Annotated in this window: 16 protein-coding genes; 3 read left to right on the top strand and 13 right to left on the bottom strand. The window is 49.6% G+C overall.

The annotated features are described in order from the left end of the window. Positions 1–15: 15 nt before the first annotated feature. Positions 16–912, bottom strand: coding sequence for a LysR family transcriptional regulator (locus tag L4D79_RS10995; RefSeq protein ID WP_428651265.1), 897 nt, complete (start codon positions 910–912; stop codon positions 16–18). Between the two features lie 149 nt (positions 913–1,061). Here L4D79_RS10995 and L4D79_RS10990 point away from each other — a divergent pair, with 149 nt between their 5' ends. Further along, the gene (locus L4D79_RS10990; RefSeq protein WP_428651262.1) at positions 1,062–1,961 is read left to right on the top strand and encodes an SDR family oxidoreductase; all 900 of its coding nucleotides are present in this window, start codon (positions 1,062–1,064) and stop codon (positions 1,959–1,961) included. Between the two features lie 163 nt (positions 1,962–2,124). After that, positions 2,125–5,043: an AMP-binding protein gene (locus L4D79_RS10985; protein ID WP_428651259.1), complete on the top strand. Its 2,919-nt coding sequence runs from the start codon at positions 2,125–2,127 to the stop codon at positions 5,041–5,043. Positions 5,044–5,110: 67 nt separating this feature from the next. On the opposite strand, the gene L4D79_RS10980 is transcribed toward L4D79_RS10985, so the two are convergent. The 12 genes from L4D79_RS10980 to L4D79_RS10925 all read right to left on the bottom strand — a co-directional run bounded on the left by L4D79_RS10980 (position 5,111) and on the right by L4D79_RS10925 (position 18,241). Next, on the bottom strand, positions 5,111–6,241 hold the full coding sequence (locus L4D79_RS10980) for an ABC transporter ATP-binding protein (RefSeq protein ID WP_428651256.1): 1,131 nt from the start codon (positions 6,239–6,241) through the stop codon (positions 5,111–5,113). A 64-nt stretch (positions 6,242–6,305) separates the two neighbouring features. Then, positions 6,306–7,028 carry an HAD family hydrolase gene (locus L4D79_RS10975; RefSeq protein ID WP_428651253.1) on the bottom strand — a complete coding sequence of 241 codons (723 nt, stop codon included), beginning with the start codon at positions 7,026–7,028 and terminating at the stop codon, positions 6,306–6,308. Further along, a complete protein-coding gene (locus L4D79_RS10970) occupies positions 7,018–8,484 on the bottom strand; it encodes a CehA/McbA family metallohydrolase (RefSeq protein ID WP_428651250.1) in 1,467 nt (488 codons plus the stop codon). Before L4D79_RS10970 ends, L4D79_RS10975 begins: the two co-directional genes overlap by 11 nt. Positions 8,485–8,565: 81 nt before the next feature. Beyond that, positions 8,566–9,849, bottom strand: a complete 1,284-nt coding sequence (locus L4D79_RS10965) for an extracellular solute-binding protein (protein ID WP_428651247.1) — start codon at positions 9,847–9,849, stop codon at positions 8,566–8,568. A gap of 6 nt (positions 9,850–9,855) precedes the next feature. Beyond that, positions 9,856–10,800: a carbohydrate ABC transporter permease gene (locus L4D79_RS10960; RefSeq protein WP_428651244.1), complete on the bottom strand. Its 945-nt coding sequence runs from the start codon at positions 10,798–10,800 to the stop codon at positions 9,856–9,858. A 10-nt stretch (positions 10,801–10,810) separates the two neighbouring features. Further along, on the bottom strand, positions 10,811–11,695 hold the full coding sequence (locus L4D79_RS10955) for a carbohydrate ABC transporter permease (protein ID WP_428651241.1): 885 nt from the start codon (positions 11,693–11,695) through the stop codon (positions 10,811–10,813). A 118-nt stretch (positions 11,696–11,813) separates the two neighbouring features. After that, entirely contained in the window at positions 11,814–12,734 is a 921-nt protein-coding gene (locus L4D79_RS10950; RefSeq protein ID WP_428651238.1) for a LysR substrate-binding domain-containing protein, read from the bottom strand. Positions 12,735–13,387: 653 nt separating this feature from the next. Then, positions 13,388–14,503, bottom strand: a complete 1,116-nt coding sequence (locus L4D79_RS10945; RefSeq protein ID WP_428651235.1) for an ABC transporter ATP-binding protein — start codon at positions 14,501–14,503, stop codon at positions 13,388–13,390. Next, positions 14,500–15,258 (bottom strand): glycerophosphodiester phosphodiesterase, encoded by a 759-nt coding sequence (locus L4D79_RS10940; protein WP_428651232.1) that lies wholly within the window; start codon positions 15,256–15,258, stop codon positions 14,500–14,502. Before L4D79_RS10940 ends, L4D79_RS10945 begins: the two co-directional genes overlap by 4 nt. 9 nt (positions 15,259–15,267) lie before the next feature. Next, complete coding sequence (locus L4D79_RS10935) at positions 15,268–16,110, bottom strand: carbohydrate ABC transporter permease (RefSeq protein WP_428651229.1); 843 nt, start codon at positions 16,108–16,110, stop codon at positions 15,268–15,270. Continuing rightward, positions 16,097–16,966 (bottom strand): carbohydrate ABC transporter permease, encoded by an 870-nt coding sequence (locus L4D79_RS10930; protein WP_428651226.1) that lies wholly within the window; start codon positions 16,964–16,966, stop codon positions 16,097–16,099. The genes L4D79_RS10935 and L4D79_RS10930 overlap by 14 nt, the downstream gene beginning before the upstream one ends. A gap of 42 nt (positions 16,967–17,008) precedes the next feature. Next, a complete protein-coding gene (locus L4D79_RS10925) occupies positions 17,009–18,241 on the bottom strand; it encodes an ABC transporter substrate-binding protein (protein WP_428651224.1) in 1,233 nt (410 codons plus the stop codon). Positions 18,242–18,488: 247 nt separating this feature from the next. On the opposite strand from L4D79_RS10925, the gene L4D79_RS10920 reads away from it, so the two are divergent. After that, a complete protein-coding gene (locus L4D79_RS10920; RefSeq protein WP_428651221.1) occupies positions 18,489–19,352 on the top strand; it encodes a MurR/RpiR family transcriptional regulator in 864 nt (287 codons plus the stop codon). Positions 19,353–19,484 lie beyond the last annotated feature (132 nt).

The following is a 19,484-nucleotide window of genomic DNA, read 5'->3' as shown; positions in this document are numbered from 1 at the left end:
ACACAGTTGGGCGCTTTATACCGGTGACGATAGCGGGTTCGATTTTAAAAAATCGATCAATGCCCTGACTTTCTTAGGCATCAGTGCTTTGTGCTGGTAAACCGCATAAAGCGACACTGTAACACCATGCAACTGCGGTAATAACCGGGTGATCTGCCCTGATTCCAACTCATTTTCAATGACAAAGCTTGGCATTATGGCAAAGCCTTCCCCTGTAAGGACGAAATCCCTTAGCATTGAGGTTGTGCGCACCGACAATGCTGGCTCTTTATTCAATACTGTTGTTTGGCCTTGGCCATTATTGAGTACCAAATGTTTGCGTCCATGGACAATGGCATGGCTGAACCAGCTCATATCGGCTAAATCGTTAACGTCTTTCACCGGCGGGAAGCGCTCAAGATAGCTCTTTGAAGCGCACAGCATGTCGGTAAACTCACCAATCTTTATTGCGTACAGACTGGAATCAGCCAATGCCGTTGAGGCACGAATCGCAATATCACAGCGCTCTTCCGTGAGATCTTGATAGCCATCGCTTTCGATAATATCCAGGCTGATTTTTGGGTAAAGCGTCAAAAAGTGACTCAACTGTTTGACCAGTTCGCGGCTACCAAGCGGTGTTGAAATGCGTATCAAACCACTGGGCTCGTCCGTGTCGAGCTGCACTTCTGTATTAGCCATTTGGGCTATATCTTGGATTTCTTTGCACTTTTGGTAATACAGCGTGCCAGCCTCAGTCAATGACAAAGAACGGGTTGTCCGGTTAAGCAACCTTGTATCCAGATCCAATTCCAGTCGCGACACCACCTGCGATACCCTCGCCTTGCCAAGGCCTAATATATCCGCAGCTTTAGTAAAAGATTGCTGCTCCACAACCACAGCAAACACCATCATGTCATCGAGTGAGATACCCATAATCGCACCATTGTTTAGCCACCCTAAACAATAAGTTTACCGCTACGCTAATTATCAATCAAAGAGTAAACGATATAGTGATAACCAACGGCAACAAGCGGCATTAACCGCCAATACAAGCCAAAGACATCACTATCAGGAGAGACACCATGTCAGATCGTAAACTACTCATCACAGGCGCATCAGGTAAGCTTGGCAAACAAGTTATTGAATTTCTTTTAAATGATTTCAATGTTCCGGCTAACCAGCTTATTGCTACCACTCGCAGCGCTGCAAGTCTTGCCCAGTTGGCAGAGCTTGGTGTCGATGTTCGTGAAGCTGACTTTTCAGACCCGGCGTCATTAGAAAAAGCCTTAACTGGTGCTGACAACATGCTGCTGATCAGTATTGATGCCATCGGGCAGCGTAGCGAACTGCATCGTAATGCTGTACTTGCTGCAGACAACGTCGGCATCAAGCACCTTTCGTACACCTCTATGCCAGCAGCTGATAGCTCACCGGTGGTATTTGCGTTTGAGCATGAAGCCACTGAAAAAGCCATCGCTGACAGCCAAATTAGCAACTGGACGGTACTGCGCAATAACTGGTATTTCGAGAACTTGGCTGAGTTTTTCGCGAGCACACTACAAAGCCAAACGTGGTTAACAGCAGCCAAACAAGGCAAGTCAGCCCAGATCAGTCGTCGAGATCTCGCCTACGCGGCAGCGGCCTCTTTGGTTAAAGGTGAAGCGGGTAAGCAGACCCTGACACTCAACGGCCCGGAATCCCTGACCACCGAGGAAATGGCCGCCCAGATCAACCAGGCGCTAGGGCTCAATGTCCAGGTGATCCACCAGTCAGATGAAGAGTTGAAAGCACAACTGGAATCTTTCGGTCTTCCGGAAGGCATTGTTGCGCTAGTGACCACCATGGATCAACACGCCCGCGGCGCATTTTCCGATGGTAGCAGCCAAGCCTTCGAGACGCTGACAGGGCGTCAGCCACAAAGCTATGCTCAATGGCTTGAGGAAAATAAGGCCATGTTGAGCAAGATAGCCAGCAATGCGTAGATGAACAAAATCACGTTATGACACCATGAGGTATCGATGCTCTAGCGATTATCGACAGACATCGATACCGAGTGTGCACATTGCCACACTTTTCATACATTTAACAGCATTAATGCCGATTTTGGCTACACTTTAGGCACCATAACAACAAAAAGGGTAGCCCATGGAAAGCCAGAATCCCCCTTCCTACTCCGATCCCAAACAGGCTGCCCATTCATTACTTGGCTTAGTGACAGAGCTAACGAGCGAAGTCACCCCTGACAATTTCGATAGCAGCACAGTCCACCTTGATAGCAAGCTCGACCAAGATCTGGGGCTCGACAGCTTAGCCAGAGCCGAACTGATCCAACGCACCGAACAACAGTTTGCCCTTACCCTTCCCACGCAAACACTGGCAGATATCGAAACGCCCCGAGATTTGCTCAATGCTATTTTTAATGCAGAACAGCACCCCACTGCGGTAAAAACCTCAGCGGAACGAATTGAGCTACCTTTGGCATCCAATTACCCCGATAAGGTTGATACATTGCAGGATCTTCTTCGTTGGCATGTCGATCAACATGGCGATCGTCCCCACCTGTACGTGTATCAAGATGCCGACAATGTCGAATCCATCAGTTACCAAACGCTTTACCAGAAGGCAAAAGTCATCGCTTGTCGTCTGCAAGATCTCGATATCGGTCCCGGCGATACCGTGGCGATCATGCTACCTACATGTAACGCCTATTTTTACTGCTTCTTCGGGATATTACTATCAAGGGCGATTCCTGTACCGATCTATCCACCAGCACGGCCATCGCAAATAGAAGATCACCTGGTCAGGCACAGCAAGATCTTACAGAATGCCGAAACGAAATTACTGATCACTGTAGAGCAGGCCAAAGGCCTCTCTACTTTGCTCAAGCTCCATGTGCCTGCATTGCAACATATTGTCACAGCGGAAGAGATTGAAACCCTGTCTGCTGAATCCGTCTCTTCCGAGCAGCAGCAAATAGGGCAAGCCCAGCCTAATGACATTGCCTTTTTGCAATATACATCTGGCAGCACCGGTGTTCCGAAAGGGGTAAAGCTTACCCACGCCAACCTACTTGCCAATATTCGGGCTATGGGCAAAGCCGTCGGGGCCACTTCTGATGATGTGTTCGTCAGTTGGCTGCCGGTCTATCATGACATGGGTTTGATTGGCGCTTGGTTCGGCAGCCTATATCATGCGATCCCTTTGGTTATTATGTCGCCGCTCAACTTCCTTACCCAGCCCAAGCGGTGGTTATGGGCACTGCACCACCACCGGGGAACGATCACTGCCGCCCCCAATTTTGCCTACGAGCTGTGTGTCAATAAGATTGCCGATGCGGACTTGGAAGGCTTAGATCTTTCCTCGGTAAGGCATTGCTGGAATGGCGCAGAGCCCATTAGCCCGGCAACAATGAAAGCGTTCACCCAGCGCTATCAAGACTATGGTTTTTCCCCTGAAGCGATGACTCCTGTCTATGGGCTTGCGGAATCTTCAGTCGGATTGACGTTCCCGCTCAAAACCCGTACCCCAAGAGTGGAATGGGTGGATCGGCAAGCCATGATGAACTCAGGTAAAGCGGTAATGAACTCGGGTAAAGCCGTTAACATTGATGAAAGCGAACCGAAACAAGAGCAAGATATCAATGACTTACTCGAACACAGTATCCCACTGATAGGTCTGGGACACCCGCTGCCGGGGCACCAGATCCGTATTGTCGATAGCCAAGGGCGGGAATTACCCGAACGCCAAGAAGGCGAGTTAGAATTCAAAGGCCCTTCATCCACGTCGGGCTACTACCGCGCCCCAGAAAAGACTACTGAATTACACCACGGTGAATGGCTCAGAACCGGTGACCGCGCCCTGACGATGGAAGGCGAGCTGTTTCTCACCGGCCGAGTCAAAGACATTATTATCAAAGCAGGCCGTAACATCTACCCGCAAGAGCTGGAATCGGCCATCAGCCAATTGGACGGCATTCGTAAAGGCTGTATTGCGGTGTTTGCCAGTGCCAACCCTAAAACGGGCACCGAGCAACTGGTTGTGCTGGCCGAAACCAAATTGGAAGATGACCAAAAGAAGCAGCAGTTAAGGGATGAGATACAGAACCTGTCCTTCAATCTACTCGGGATCCCCACAGATGTGGTCGAGCTCTGCCCTCCCCATACTGTACCCAAAACCTCCAGCGGCAAAATCCGCCGCTCAGCGTGTAAAACCCTGTTTGAGGAAAACAAGCTTAGTGCCCCACAACGCGCCGTATGGTGGCAAGCGACCCGTTTGTTCCTGTCCAGTGCCAAGCCTGCATTATTACGCTTCAAGCGACTTGCTCTCGACTGGGGGTTTGCCAGCTACATGTGGCTTATCATGGCTCTCCTCACGCCACCGGTTTGGCTGTTGGTCGCGCTGTTACCCTCAAACACATCGGCTGCAAAATCAACATGCTGGTCCGTTGCTCGCTGGGGCGCCCGATCGCTCATCAAGCTAACGGGTACCAAACTGACGATAACGGGCATCGAGCATCTCCCTGCCGACGACTCGCCATATCTGGTTATTGTTAACCATGCCAGCTACCTTGACGGCCTCGTGCTGCTGGCAGCGACCGGTAAAGAGCATCAGTTTGTCGCCAAGTCGGAGCTCAAAAACAACGTTTTTGCTCGCATTTTCCTCGAAAAATTGGGTACCCATTTTGTTGAGCGCTTCGATACCCAGAAAAGCCTCACTGATAGCCGGCAGTTGGCCGCGTTTGCCGACAACCCAAGGCCACTGACTATATTCCCCGAAGGTACGTTATATCGAATGGCAGGCCTGCATGACTTTCATCTCGGTGCGTTTCAAATTTCGGTCGAAAAGCAGATCCCAATTCTCCCTGTTACCCTTAAAGGCACCCGCTCAATTTTACGGGATAAGTCACTGTTTCCACGCAAGGGAGATATTGACGTCATTATCAGCCCCCTGCTCCACCCAGAAGGAAGTGATTGGCAGGCAACACTCGCACTTCGTAATACCGCGAGGAAAATCATGTTAGAAAACAGTGGCGAACCTGATTTGGCAAGGGAGAACACACGGTAAAATAACATCCAGGAAAGCGCCTCACGAGAGGCGCTTTAGATATACAAATGGGCTCTAGCAGGAAAGCTTACAGTAGTGATTCTTCTGTTTCGATATCAAAAAGATGGCAGTGTGACATATCAAAGTGCAGTGGTTTCAACTCGCCATGGCTAATTGCTTGCTGCGGGTTAAATGGCACCCGCGCCACTAGCTTAGCCTCGCCAATATTGAAATAGAGGTAAAGTTCATTCCCCATCGACTCCACTACATTGATCGTTTTCAGTTCAATGTCTTGGGTCGAACCAGCGATCTCTTGCTCTTCAACCACACTGATATGCTCAGGACGCAGGCCAAACCAGACTTGCTGGCCAACCTTGCCCATCACTTTACTTGCCTTATCCGCTGGTAGCAGTAGCTTAGGGCCGTTCTCCGGCTGAAGGAAAAGATTACCTGACTCAAGCGAGACATCCGCCTTGATCATATTCATAGCAGGCGAGCCAATGAACCCGGCGACGAACTTGTTGGCCGGGTATTGATACAGGTTCATCGGCGTATCGACCTGCATCACCTGACCTTGATTCAATACACAGATCCGGTCACCCAACGTCATGGCCTCGACCTGATCATGGGTGACGTAAATCATGGTCGCCGTCTGCCCCTCGGCTTTCAGATCATTGTGCAACTGGGCGATACTGACCCGCGTTGATACCCGCAGCTTGGCATCCAGATTGGACAACGGCTCATCGAACAAAAAGACATCCGGTTTCCTTACCATGGCTCGGCCAAGCGCCACTCGCTGGCGCTGGCCGCCGGACATTTCGCCCGGCTTGTTGTTGAGCAGGTGGGTGATCTCCAATGTTTCAGCCGCTTCACGGATACGGCGGTCGATCTTGTGTCGATCCAACTTCTGTTGTTTCAAGCCAAATGCCATGTTGTCGTAAACCGTCATATGGGGATAAAGCGCATAGTTCTGGAACACCATTGCGATACCGCGATCTTTGGGTGGCAGATCATTAACCCGCTTGTCACCAATCATGATGTTACCGCCGGTGATCTCCTCGAGACCGGCAATCATCCGTAACGTCGTGGATTTGGCACAGCCTGACGGGCCGACAAAGACCATAAATTCGCCTTCTTTAATTGTAAGGTCGACCCCTTTTACTGCTTTAAATCCATTCGGATAGACTTTTTCTACCTCGCGAAGTACGACTTCTGCCATAGTAATTTCCGTTATGTCTTTTGTTTTAATGCGTGTAATCAACGTCTTGCTAACGTGCTAACAATTAGGCGGTTTTTAGCAGGCTGGGCGTAAATTCGGCCACCGAGCCAAGGACTAACTCAGCATGGGGAGAGAGCTCTTCCTGAGAAGCTGTACCTGTCAGTACACCGACACTGCGCGCACCACTGTTGATCCCGAACTTCATATCCGACACCGTATCTCCCAACATCACCACTTCGTTGGCTTGTAGCTCGCAACACTGGCAAAACGCTTCCATAAGCGCTGGGGCTGGCTTGGGAGCAATATCGCCATCGGAGTAACCAATGAAGTCAAACAGCTCAATAATGCCTGCCTGTTCAAGAGAGTAGAGCGTGGCATCCTTGGTATCCGCGGTGGCAATGCCAAGCTTAAATCCGTTTTGTTTCAGATTTATGAGCGTATCCTCAATCCCCGGCAAGGTTTGGATCAGTTCAGGCATTTGCTCTACCTGCTGGTTGAACAACCCTTTCACTGCGAGGTTGAACGCCGCAAAGTCACACTGCGGGGACAACATTTCAAACCATTTCTGGGCGGTATCCTCTACCGGGTTCGAAGCCAGCAGGCCATAGTTATCCACCCGCTCACCATAAACACCGATCGCCTCAAGCAATTCTTCAGCCGTTACTGTCCCTTGGACCGGGTAACGAGCAAGCAATGCCGCTACAACCCCTTGTGATACCTTGAGCCACATCTGGTGAAATTCGAGCAAAGTGCCATCTTTGTCGAACAATACGCCTTTAATTTCCATTATTTTTCATTGTCTCCATTAACTCACCCCAAGTCGTAACAAGAGGTTGAGAAAATACTGCATGTTGACCATTGAATACCGGGTTGATCACCCCTTCAAATTCACCCGTATCTCCCCCGGCCATATTGGCTAGGTCGCCACGGCGAATATCAATACGAAGCCATTTACGCTGCTGCATTCCGACCGTAAACGCACGGCCTTCCGGACTTAGCTGGAAGCGTTCAATCACCTCACCATCAGCCACACACTCAGCAAAATATGCTTGTGATCGATCCCTCACGGACAGGTGGTAGGTCAGCTCACCCTCTCCAACATCCTGTCCCGGCAACACACTGCCGTGATTGATCGAAACCGCCAAACCACAGCAGCGCTCAAGATATACATGGCCCTGTCGCAGGCCAGCCAGAATCCCTTCTCCACTGAGGCCATGAGAAAAGACAAACGTCGACGGGTCACCATAAATAGAAGGCTCGGTCGCTTTCGGGTTACGCTCATGGGGTTCGAGGTGCGAGTCACTGCCGCCCACCGCATAAATACGGTGACCGTTATTCCACATAGCCGTCAGCACGTTTAACGCCGACTCTGTCGAAGCAGGAGAAGTCGACCAAGTTGGATCGCAGCAAAGCTCCATAGTATCGACATGGGCCAGCGGCATATCGTTGTAGTGCCAATGCCAAGGTTTCATCATCGGGTGATTGATACTGATATTGCCACCCAACTTTGCTACCCCTTGGCGGATCAGTGCCTCACTGGAGTAGTCAGCATTACTCATCGCCAACCCTGATCTCGGCCCGTGCACATTGAAATGGCCTTTGTCTGTTGTCACTTCGACGCCCGGTAGGATCAAAGTCCGCGAGCTGTCCGGTAGCCGCGGATGACAGATGTTATGTTCAGTCAGGAACATAAAATCCAGTTGTTGGCACTCAATGATCTCCGTTGCCGCTTCCAGCGTGTTATGGCCGTCAGAAAGTACTGTGTGGGCATGCAGATCACCACGGTACCAGCGGGATTCTGGTGACTTGATCTTGGTGTAATCAAACGTAATTTGATTATCTGCATTTAAACTAGCCATGGTCGGAACGGTAATGGCTGGAACAGCAATCTGTTGATTGCCTTCCTCGATAGCCACTTCAAACGCAATATTGGCCTGATACTGCATCGGCTTGTGGTTGCGGTTCTCACCTTCAAGGTTATAAAGATGCAGTTCCCACTCCCCTGAAGGAATATCCCCCGCAATCCCCCCCAACGATGCCGCATCACGGCTGATCACTATTTGCTTTTCTGGTTTAACCCAAAGTATCGCCGCACGAAGTTGCTGCTTGGCATCATAAAGATAGGCATACAGGAACCCCTGTTTTACCGTTGTACCTGTTATAGATAAGGTTTGGATTCCCGCAGGCACCTCAAAACGCTCGACTCGATGGCCGAAAGCCAGCTCACCCGAAAATGTCAGCATGGATGTCTCTCTTTTAACGTGAATGATGTCGGTAGTTAGCAGGCACCAAGATCGATCCGCTTAGTGCCTGTTCATCAATGATTAAGAGCGGTTCGCTCTATCCAAGGCACGTTGCGCACGCTTGGCTGCATCTCTCAGGGCTTTTTCCGCCGGGATATTTTCAATTTGTACCTGATCAACGGCAATGGATAACGCATCCAGAATTCGGCCGTTAGTCGGGTCCATGAAATCAACCGAGGCCGTAGTCGCTTGCTTTAGCGGGATCAGCGCCTGTGGGTTGTCCTTGGTAAATGCCTGATAAGCAGGGACGTCATTAACGCTCTGGCGCACAGGGATGTAGCCGGTGAACATCGACCAGCGCGCAGTGTTTGCTGCATCGGTATAGAACTCCAGGAATTCGAACGCACCTTGTGCTGCTTTGTCGTCGGTACCTTTTGGCATCACAAACATCAACGCCCCCGCCTGAGGTGAAGCCGGGTGATCGCCCCAACCCGGCTGGGTCGTCGCGCTAAGTTTGCTGAAATCCAAGTCACCTTGGTCACCTGAGGAGCCGGTGTAGCCCAGCGCATTGTCTTTCATCACATCGTCAATGGTCTTGTACCAGTATTCCCACCCCTGACCACCGTGGTGAATGCGCATGATGTTGTCATCGTGGATCCACTGGCGGAAACTCTCCCAGACTTCAACCCACTCAGATGAATCAATCATGACCGTTTTGCCATCATCGCTGATCACCTTGGCACCATTGGAAAATGCCGCATCAATCATATTACCGTTACCCCACATTGGCTCCCAGCCGTAGAATTGGGTATTACCGTTGGCATCTTTAACTGTGACCTTCTCAGCCACTTTGGCAAGGCCCTGCCATGTGGCCAGATCCGCCTCCGTGAACCCATGCTCAGCCAACTTGGCCTTGTTGTAGTAAAGCACCTGCGTCGTACCGTAAGCAGGCAGGCCAAATACAGACCCATCGGCAGCCGTTCCCTGCTGGCGGAAAGCCGGAATGAAATCTTCGTAGTTGAAGTCGTCAGTGATGAAATCACGCAGGTCACGAGTCAGGCCACGGTTTTCCATCGAGCTTGCTTCAGAAGCCCCAACCAAGACAAATTCCGGCGCAGTGCGCGATGCCATACCCGCCTGCAACTTCTGGAAGGTTTCTTGGTAGTTACCTTGCAGCGCCCCACGAATAACATACTCGTCCTGACTAGCATTGAACTCTTCGATCATCTTGGTCATCATTTCCTGAGGCTTGGTCCCTCCCGAGTACCAGAAGTTAACCTCAGTCTGAGCCATTGCACTTCCAGCAACAGCCAGTGAACCTGTTGCAATGCTTGCACATACAATTGCGAGTGTTTTTAGTTTCATATCCATTTACTCTTTAACACCGTTATCGGCAATGCCGGACAAAATCGTTTTTTGACAAATCATGAATAGGACTAACAAAGGCACGACTGCGATAGTGCTGGCAGCCATGATCTGCGACCAGTTGAGGCCGTAGTTACCCTCTGCAATAAAGAACTGGCGGATCCCGGTTGCGATAAGGTGCAACTCTTGGGTCGTGATCACCAAGCTAGGCCACATATAGCTGTTGTAGTTGGTGATGAACGTAATAAGGAACAGGGTGGCTAACGCCGCCTTGCATTGAGGCAGCACAATCGCCCACAGTATTTTCAGCTCACCGGCCCCATCGATACGGGCTGCTTCAATCAAAGACGGGTGGATCTTCAAGAACACCTGACGCAAGTAGAACACCCCGAACACGCTGGCGGCACTCGATAAAATAAGCCCCGCATGGCTATCGAGCAGCCCCATCCTTGCCAACGTGATATATGAAGGGATATAAGTCACCGCCCCCGGCAACATGTAGCTGCCCATCACCACGAAATACAGTAAGGTGCGCGAGCGGAACTTCAGCTGGGTGATGGCATAGGCAAACATTGCCGAATTCACAATCACAAACACTGTGGTAAAAAACGCCACCGAGAAGCTGTTGAAAATGTACTGGCCAAACGGTGCCAACTGGAACGTGTCGATAAAGGTTTCCCAGCGAAACTGCTCAGGAATAACATTGAGCGGGTTACTGAAAATTTCATCATTAGACTTCATCGAGCCCGATAGCATCCAGATAAACGGGAATACCATGACCAAGCCAGCAAATGACAAGAACGCATGCTTGGCTAGCGCCACCTTAGATACTGTAATTTGTCTAAGCCGCAATAGTGATTGTTTAACTTCACCCTGTGCTGACTTAGCCAATGTGACTGCCTTTGAAGCAGGCTGGCTTCCTATTGGAAGATCTACAGATTGCATCGTCATAACACTGTCCTTAGTAATAAACCCAACGTTTGCCCATAACGGTGTTGACGATGGTCAGCACCCCGGTGATTAACAAAATGATCAGGGAGGTCGCAGCTGCAGGCCCCATATCGTATTGTTGGAATGCTGTTTGGTAGAACAGGTAAAGCAGGGTCCGAGTGCTTCCGCTAGGACCGCCTTGGGTCAGAATTTGGAACTGATCAAATGCCTGTATCGCATTAATGACGTTGACAATTACCAAGAAGAACGTCGTTGGTGAAATCAGTGGCAAGGTGATTTTGAAAAAGCGTGTCAGTGGGCTGCAACCGTCAATAAGGGTCGCTTCATACAATGAAGTCGGGATCTTGTTGAGTGCACTGATATAAAACAGCATGGTCCAGCCAATCGCCTGCCATACAGTGACAATAATCACTGCTGCCATTGCGGTATCCCCGCTTTCCAACCAGGGGATTGGCGATATGCCCACCTTGGCCAGCAGTAAATTGGCAAGCCCGGCTTTGGTTTCAAAGACCCAAGACCACACAATAGAAACCGCCACGGTCGGTGTGATCCACGGTGAGAAAATGACGGCGCGGTAAAACTGGCTACCGGCAAAGCTCTTGTGCAACATCAGCGCAAACATCAGTCCCAACACAACAGTGGGAACCACAACACCAAGTGCAAACCAAAACGTATTTAACATCGCTTGGTGGAAATCGCGATCTTCCAGCAGATACTGATAGTTCTCGAAGCCGACATAATAATAATCAGGCGAAATATAGTCCCAATCGGTAAAGCTGATATAAACAGTCCACCCGAACGGGATTAGCCAGAAGGCCATTAAAGGCGCCATCAGAGGCGCTATAAACAGCAAGACTCTGGCTTTGTCAGTCAATGTTTGAAATATGATTTTCATGGAATAAGCACTTCCTTTACTCTATGCCCACTATGCTAGTTGGCGTGTATGACAGGCTCGTTTGGCAAAGCGTCATATTTTCCGATGTCAGCCATAAGAAAAACTTAGGGCCCACCGACTAAGCGTTAGAAATCGTAGGGGGAGCCGCTTGTGTTTGCTGCACCTGCTTAGGCTGCGTTTGCTTATGGAGCCAGTCACAGAAAAAATTCACCTTGGCATCCCGCTTATTGGCCGTGATTAGATAGTGCCCTGACTCCGAGGGCATACTGCCCTCCAAGGCAATCACCACCGCACCGGACAACAAATCCCGTTCAGCCACCAGCGATCGCACCAACATCATGCCAATCCCCTGCTTGACCGCCTCCAAGCCATGGAGGGAGTTACTCAGCGCCAGCTGAATATGGGGCAACTCAGGCAGGCGCTGGTTATGTGCCAGCCACTGCATCCAGCTTTCTTCATAGCCCTTCACTTGGATTGCCGGTAATGACCCGATATCGCCCGTGGCTAACTGCTCGGCATGGGTAGATTTGAAGGCAGGAGAGCACACCATTAGCCACTGCTCTTCAAATAATCGTTCCGCACGGGTCGATTCACTTTCTATATAGCCATTAGTAATTTCGATATCAGCATCGACACAGGGCTCCCTTGAAGGCCAATCGACCAAGGACAAGTCCAAGCGGATAAACGGAAACTTCTCGGTGAAATCTTTCAATTTCGGCAGGAGCCAATTATGGCCAATGGAATGGTTAAGCTTGACGCGAAGTACGTCCGGCTGCTGCTTACCAAACAAGATTTCAGTCTGCAGCTTGAGGTGATGGAGTGAACCCGCCACGGCCGGTAAGTATTGCTGTGCAGTCGATGTCAGCATGACACCGCGTTGGCTTCGCTCGAACAAAGCACAGTCGAGATATTGCTCTAGGCTTTTCAACTGCTGGCTCACGGCGGCCTGAGTAACGTGTAGCTCTCTGGCTGCAGCACCAATAGAGCCCAGCCGAGCAACCGCTTCGAAAGCCACTAAGGCACGGAGTGGAGGCAACATATTTCACCTTTACTTTAGAAAAAGGCAAAATAATTCAAATCTTTGACGCTACGGTGACAGTGACAAGACAATATGGTGACGGAAGATCGTAATGTGAATTACAAACTCGAAAAATAGTTCGCAAAATTATTCACTGTTTTTGCCTATTCATGATGACGATCAACAAACTGCCAACAATTCAGCCGACAGGCTGGTCACACCATCACAACGGTGATATTACAGTGCATGTCTTTTATTTCTGCCATATTGGCACAAATTTTGTGCTACTCGAATTAGGGAAATAAAACGCATAACAGCAAAGCTGACAAGAAGTCAGTTAAAAATATAAGGAGTGTTATTCATGTTGTGCCCAGATTGCAAACAACCAATGGTTAAAGCTAAGGACAATCAGAATCATTGTGTTGAACTAAATTGCCCGCCAACCCGAACCCATTGCCCAGAGTGTGACTCTGAAAACACCCAGATCATCAATAAGAGCATCAGTGATGCCAAGGTCTGCTGTAATGACTGCGAGGCAACTTGGGTTATTTCAAGAAGCTAGTCAATAATGAAATAAGAAATGGCTGCATCGTGGCAGCCATTTCATTGCTCACACCATAGTGGGCTTAAAGATGAGGGCGGCAACGAACTCCTTCAATGCCGCCTGTTCTGTGTTACGCGACCTTTCCATTTTGTGCATAGCCCATATGCATAGCCGTATAAATCCTTTCTTCGCTATCACCGTCAAACAGCAAGGCATCGGCCACGTCAAAACCGACATCAATAGTTTCACCTTCTTGGATCAGATACTGGCGATCCACACAAAGTAAAAACTTATGCCCTTCACAACGACAATGAATGATCCGGTCGCTACCGGTTGTCTCCACCAACTCGACATCAGCCTGCCAACGAATATCTTTGGCATAGCTGGCATCCAAAATCGCCATCTTGTCAGGGCGAATACCGAGTAGGTACTGACCAGGTTCCAATGTATTATCTGGCACTATCCACCCCGCAGCATCACCCATCAGGCGTGCCTGACCCGCTTGAATTGATAGCGGCATAATATTGGTCGGCGGCGCACCGATAAACGAGGCCACAAACACATTGGCCGGGTTATCGTAAATTTCTTCCGGACTAGCAAACTGCTGCAAGACGCCGCCCTTCATCACTGCTATTTTATCGGCCAGCGTCAAGGCTTCGATCTGATCGTGGGTTACATAGACAGTTGTATTACCTAGCTTGCGGTGTAACTGTTTGATCTGTGCCCGCATCGAGTTACGTAGCTCGGCATCCAAATTCGACAGCGGCTCATCCATCAGGTAGATACCGGCATCACGTGCAATCGCACGCCCCATCGCCACACGCTGACGCTGGCCTCCCGATAACTGCCCGGGCTTTTTGTCCAAGTAGCCCTCCAGTCGTAGCGTTTTAGCTACCTCTTCTGCCCGCTGGTGTCGGGTTTTCTTATCAACACCACGCAACTCCAAGCTAAAGGCGATGTTATCGCGTACACTCAGGTGCGGGTAAAGGGCATAATTTTGGAATACAAAAGCCAGATCACGATCTTGGGGCAGGACATCGTTCATCCGCTGATCGTTGATGATCAGATCGCCAGCCGTGATCTCCTCCAAACCGGCCAGCATCCGCAGCAAGGTAGATTTTCCGCAACCCGATGGGCCAACGATGACAATAAACTCACCGCTCTCGATATGCATATTGACATCGAAGACAACCTGATTGCCTTCCTGGTAGGTTTTATCAATGTGCTGAAGTGAAATAGCGGTCATGATACGTTCTCCAACATGAAGGCGTCACGTAACTTGATCGCCAAATCTGGGCGATCAGTCGTAAAGGCGTGCACACCGTAATCGAGTGCAGTCTGAATAAGCTCTGCGGTATGGGCGCCGTAGCAGCCATATTTCAACCCGCTCGCCAATACTTGCAGCTTGGCCTCTTGATCCAGCTGGGTGACATGCACCGAGATTTCATTCACCTGCATCGACAAGGCAAGGTTAATCATAAATTCACAGCCCAATAAGCGCGGCATATTCCTTTGTATTAGCCAGATGGTAAATAATTGGGGCTCTTTTTCAGCAAGTTCAGCCAACACTTCGCAGTTAAACGACGAGACGATGGCCTGTTCAAACATGCCGGTTTGCTTGAGGATAGCCAGCACCTTATCGACCATTCCCGGATACGGCATCTTGTAGACATCAGCTTTGATTTCCAAACGAAGAGTTATATCGCTGCCTTGGTAGAGCTCGCACAACTCTTGCAGTGTCATGATCCGCTCGCCACCGGAATAGTTCACACTTCCCTGAGCCAACTCTTGCCAAGTTTTGGCATTTACCGGGCCCGTCATGTCGGTCGTACGATCTAGCGTTGCATCGTGATGGACGACAATAATGCCATCTTTGGTAGGGTGAACATCAAACTCTACCAATTCGACCAGTAATTTCAGGGTGTTTTCGAAAGCACGACGGCTGTTTTCACCCCAGACAAGTGTTCCACCGCGGTGTGAAGCGATTTGTGGTTTCATCATTTTCATCTCTTACTTTAACGCGCCCATGGCAATACCACGGACCAAGTGTTTTTCGACTAACTTAAAGCACAGCAATGTCGGCAACATGGTGAGTGTTGCGCCAGCCATTACCAGCGGCCAGTTCACCATGCCGTCATCGGCGGCGCTGGCGTAGAGTCGGGACAAGGCAATTTGAAGTGTGCGCACTTCTTCACTGTCGGTGGCGATCAACGGCCAGATATAGGAATTCCATTCGCCAAGGAAAGTAAACAGCGCCATTGCAGCAATGGCAGGGCGTGCCATAGGCACAATCACCTTCCACAACACCTGTAGGTGATTGGCACCATCGATCCATGCCGCTTCATCCATCGCCTTAGGAATACCTTTAAAGTACTGGCGCAGGAAAAAGGTCACAAAACCACTGGCAATGGATGGCAAAATCAATGTCCAGTAACTATCGAGCAAGCCCACTTTTGCCATATTGAGGTAATTGGGGATCAAGCTGATATGCCCCGGTACCATCAAGGTTGCTACCACCAGCCAGAACAGCAGCTCCCGACCTTTGAATTCGATGCGGCTAAAGGCATAAGCTGCACAAACCGAGACCGTCAGGCTCAATACCGTGACCGCTACTGACACAATGGCCGTGTTGAGCAGATACAACGGAAAGTTCATCTGGGTAAAAGCGTAGACGTAGTTCTCCAACGAAAAACCAAGCTGACCAGAGGCATAGCTATCGAACGGTAAGAACGAGAGAAATACGCCATACCCAATCGGGAAGAGGAACATCAGTGCCATGGCCGTCAAAATCACCATCGACAGCGACCAACGGGTTTTCTTGGGCGCGAGCTGAATCACTTTAGCTGCCTTCATAGTGCACCTTATTACCAATCAACTTTGACTTCACGACGGCCAACAGCAGCAAAATCACAAACAAAATCACCGCCAGCGCTGAGCCCTGACCAATATCAAACAGCACAAAACCAGTACGGTAGAGCAGGTTAACCAGCATGTCGGTCGCAAACGCCGGTCCGCCGTTGGTCATCACATTGACGATGGTGAAAATTTGAAACGACTCCACTACCGAAATAATCAACAAGAAGTAGGTTGTCGGCATCACCAATGGAAATGTCACCCTGCGGAAGACATGCCATTTTTTACCCCCATCAACCTGAGACGCTTCATACAGCTCATTGGGAATCGCCTGCAGCCCCGCGACATAAATCACCATGTCATAACCCAGTTGCTTCCAGGTGTTAACGATGATCACGACCCACAGTGCGAGCATCGGCGACTGTAGCCAGGTGACTTTCTCCATACCGAATGTGCTCAGAATGCTATTTAGCAGGCCGAAATCGGTGGCAAAGATCCAACTCCAAATAACCGAAATCGCGACGGTTGAAGTCACTGATGGCAAGAAGTACGCTCCGCGCAGGAAACGAACCAACTTGGTTTCGTTTACCAGAAAGTTTGCCAATAGCAAGGCAAGAGCCAGACGAACCGGCACCGAGATAACAACAAATATCAAGGTAATGTATAGCGAGTTGCGAAACTCTTCACCTTCCAGCAAATAACGGTAATTTTCCAACCCCACGAATGGCATGTCGCTGCTCAGAAAATTCCAGCTATGGAAGCTATAAATAAAGGACGAAACTATCGGCCAATACGTAAAAATACCTATTAACAACAGGCACGGTAAAACAAATAAATACGGCGTTAATCTTTTCATGATCATGCTTAATAGACGGGATGGCTCCCGCCAATTGAGATATTAAAGACGGGATTCAACACGGCGGTTGAAGGCTTTCAGGGCCTTATCCGCATCTTGCTGACCGAGTGCAATCGATTCCCAGATCCCTTGCTCTTGCGCGCGGATCCAGGCCATTGCGGGCGGGCGGGCACGACCTTGAGCAACCGGCAGTTGCTCCATCGCCGCACTGAAATCGGGATTGTCAGCTAGCAGGGCTTTTGACGAATCGACTTCCAGTGCATTTTTATTTACAGGCATATAACCGGTATGCTGGAACCAAGTTGCACTCTGGTCTACAGACGCCAAATATTGCATAAATTGCCACGATGCTTCTTTTTTCTCATCGCTAACGTTGGCCATCATGCCTACGCCCGCTCCACCGATTGGCACACGGCACTCAGCCGTACACGGCATGGGCAGGACAACCAGATCATCACCCAGCAGGCGCTTGTAATCACCCAGGTTGCCTGTACTATCGAAATGGATCGCAACACGACCAGAGCTGAAGTGTTGTTTGACGAGTTTCTCATCGGTCACACTTTCTGCCGAGGCTACACGGTGCTTATGGTAAAGATCGCCCATCCACTGGAACGCTTCAATCGTTGCCTCATCAGCAAGGCCAGATTTATTGGTGACAGGATCAACCCAGTCTCCACCGTTCTGCATAACCAGACCGAATCGGCTGAACTGGCTTGGGGTATTGATACCGTAAACATTCTCTGTGCTCAGTTCGCTTTGTACTTTCTTAGCAACCTCTAGGATTTCATCAAACGATGTCATCGCAGGAATGTCCCCGTAACCCGCTTTTTCCAACAGCGCCTTGTTGACGTACATCAGCGGCGTTGATGAATTAAACGGCATGACGTAGTTACCGTCTTTGTAATTACCGATTTCAAGCGCGAATGGCTGAAGTTCTTCCACAAACTCTGCATTAGCCGCGTAATAGCCATTCAGATCATTAAGCACACCGGCTTCGGCAAACACACCGTACTGGGTCACTTCCAATATAGCCATTTCCGGGTTACGGCGTGCCGGGATAGATGCTTGCAACTTCGTAATGATATCTGCGTAGCTACCGTTATAGGTCGATTTAACCTCAATGCCGTCATTGGCACGATTGAAGTCATTAATCAGGTTTTGCAGGACGACTTCATCATCACCCGATTGGTTGTGCCAAAGCTCTACGTGTACCGGGGCTGCCATCGCTCCTGTGGCAACAAGCGAGAGAGCCAAAGCTGAAAAGCGCAGTTTCATGATTCATTCCATGTTATGAAGGACTGCAGTGAATGCTAGGCAGGAAGTATGACAGTACCGTTTCAGTAATTCGGTCATTTATTGAAGAGAAGCCTGCAACCGTTGCAGGAGCTGTGTAATAACCTGTTTATCTGCGGCTTTCATACTTTGCAATCAAGATTGCAATTGCATGAATTCTGCAATTTTGACATTTAGCCGTCATTTTTTATGGCTATATTCAATGCAAATTAGCAACTTATGATAAAAAATGAACGACAAACAAATCAGCTACCAAGCTAAATTTCGCGCTGCCATCCAACAATTGATCACAGGTGTAGAAGGCAAACTGACCAAATCCGAAGTCAAAGTGGTCGACTATTACCTTGCCAACGCCGACCATGCCGGTCATAGCGGCAAAGATATTGCAGAAGCGATCCAAGTCCACCCATCGACATTAGTCAGGCTGGCACAAAAACTCGGCTTTCGCGGTCACCCCGAATTCAAGCAGTACTTGATTAAATTCGCCAACCAGTCAACCGACGCCAGTGATCGCCACCAGCACACCTTATCGCAAATGGAAGGCTCGGTATTGCAATCGACTATCAATCAGGAAATCGAACACCTCAGGTTGATTGCCAGTTCCGTATCACAGTCCGCGCTAGACGAAGCATGTCAATTGATCCTGTCAGCCAACAAAGTCTTCATCAACGGCCAAGACAATACCGAAGGATTTGCCGAACACTTCTCCCGCCGGCTTAACCGCTCGGGTATTGATACGGAAACTGTCTCACTGGGGCGGTCAAAACTGGCCGAATGCCTAACGGCGTCAAAGCCCGAGGATGTACTGATCTTAATCTTCAATAACACCATGAACGAAATGACAGAAAAGCTAATCAAAATCGCCCGCAACTTGCAGCTACAAGTCATTGGGATCAGTGATCTCAGCTCGCTGAGCGTACCACAGGATATTTTGCTGCTTAGGATCTACCGGGGGGAGACCAAGGGAACGAAGTCTGTCAGCCCACCACTGGTGATCACCAATGCGATCATCCGTAACCTCACCGTACTGGCTGAAAACAGAGTCATGAAAGGACTTTGCCGCTTTGAAATGATCCGAGCGCTGGAAAACTAAACCCCAGCAGCATAGGTTAAATCGGAGAGATACCTTCAGCCCCCGACTTATAACCAAAAGGAAAGTGAATATATTATTACCACTTGTTATATGAAAAATTTGTTACTTCAGGCACAATCAAGAGTATGAAAA

The sequence above is a fragment of the Photobacterium satsumensis genome, from assembly GCF_050336935.1.
In the GTDB taxonomy this organism is placed as follows: Bacteria; Pseudomonadota; Gammaproteobacteria; order Enterobacterales; family Vibrionaceae; genus Photobacterium; species Photobacterium satsumensis.
The sequence above is the reverse complement of the archived record's forward strand: the minus strand, read 5'-3'. Positions and strand labels throughout refer to the sequence as shown.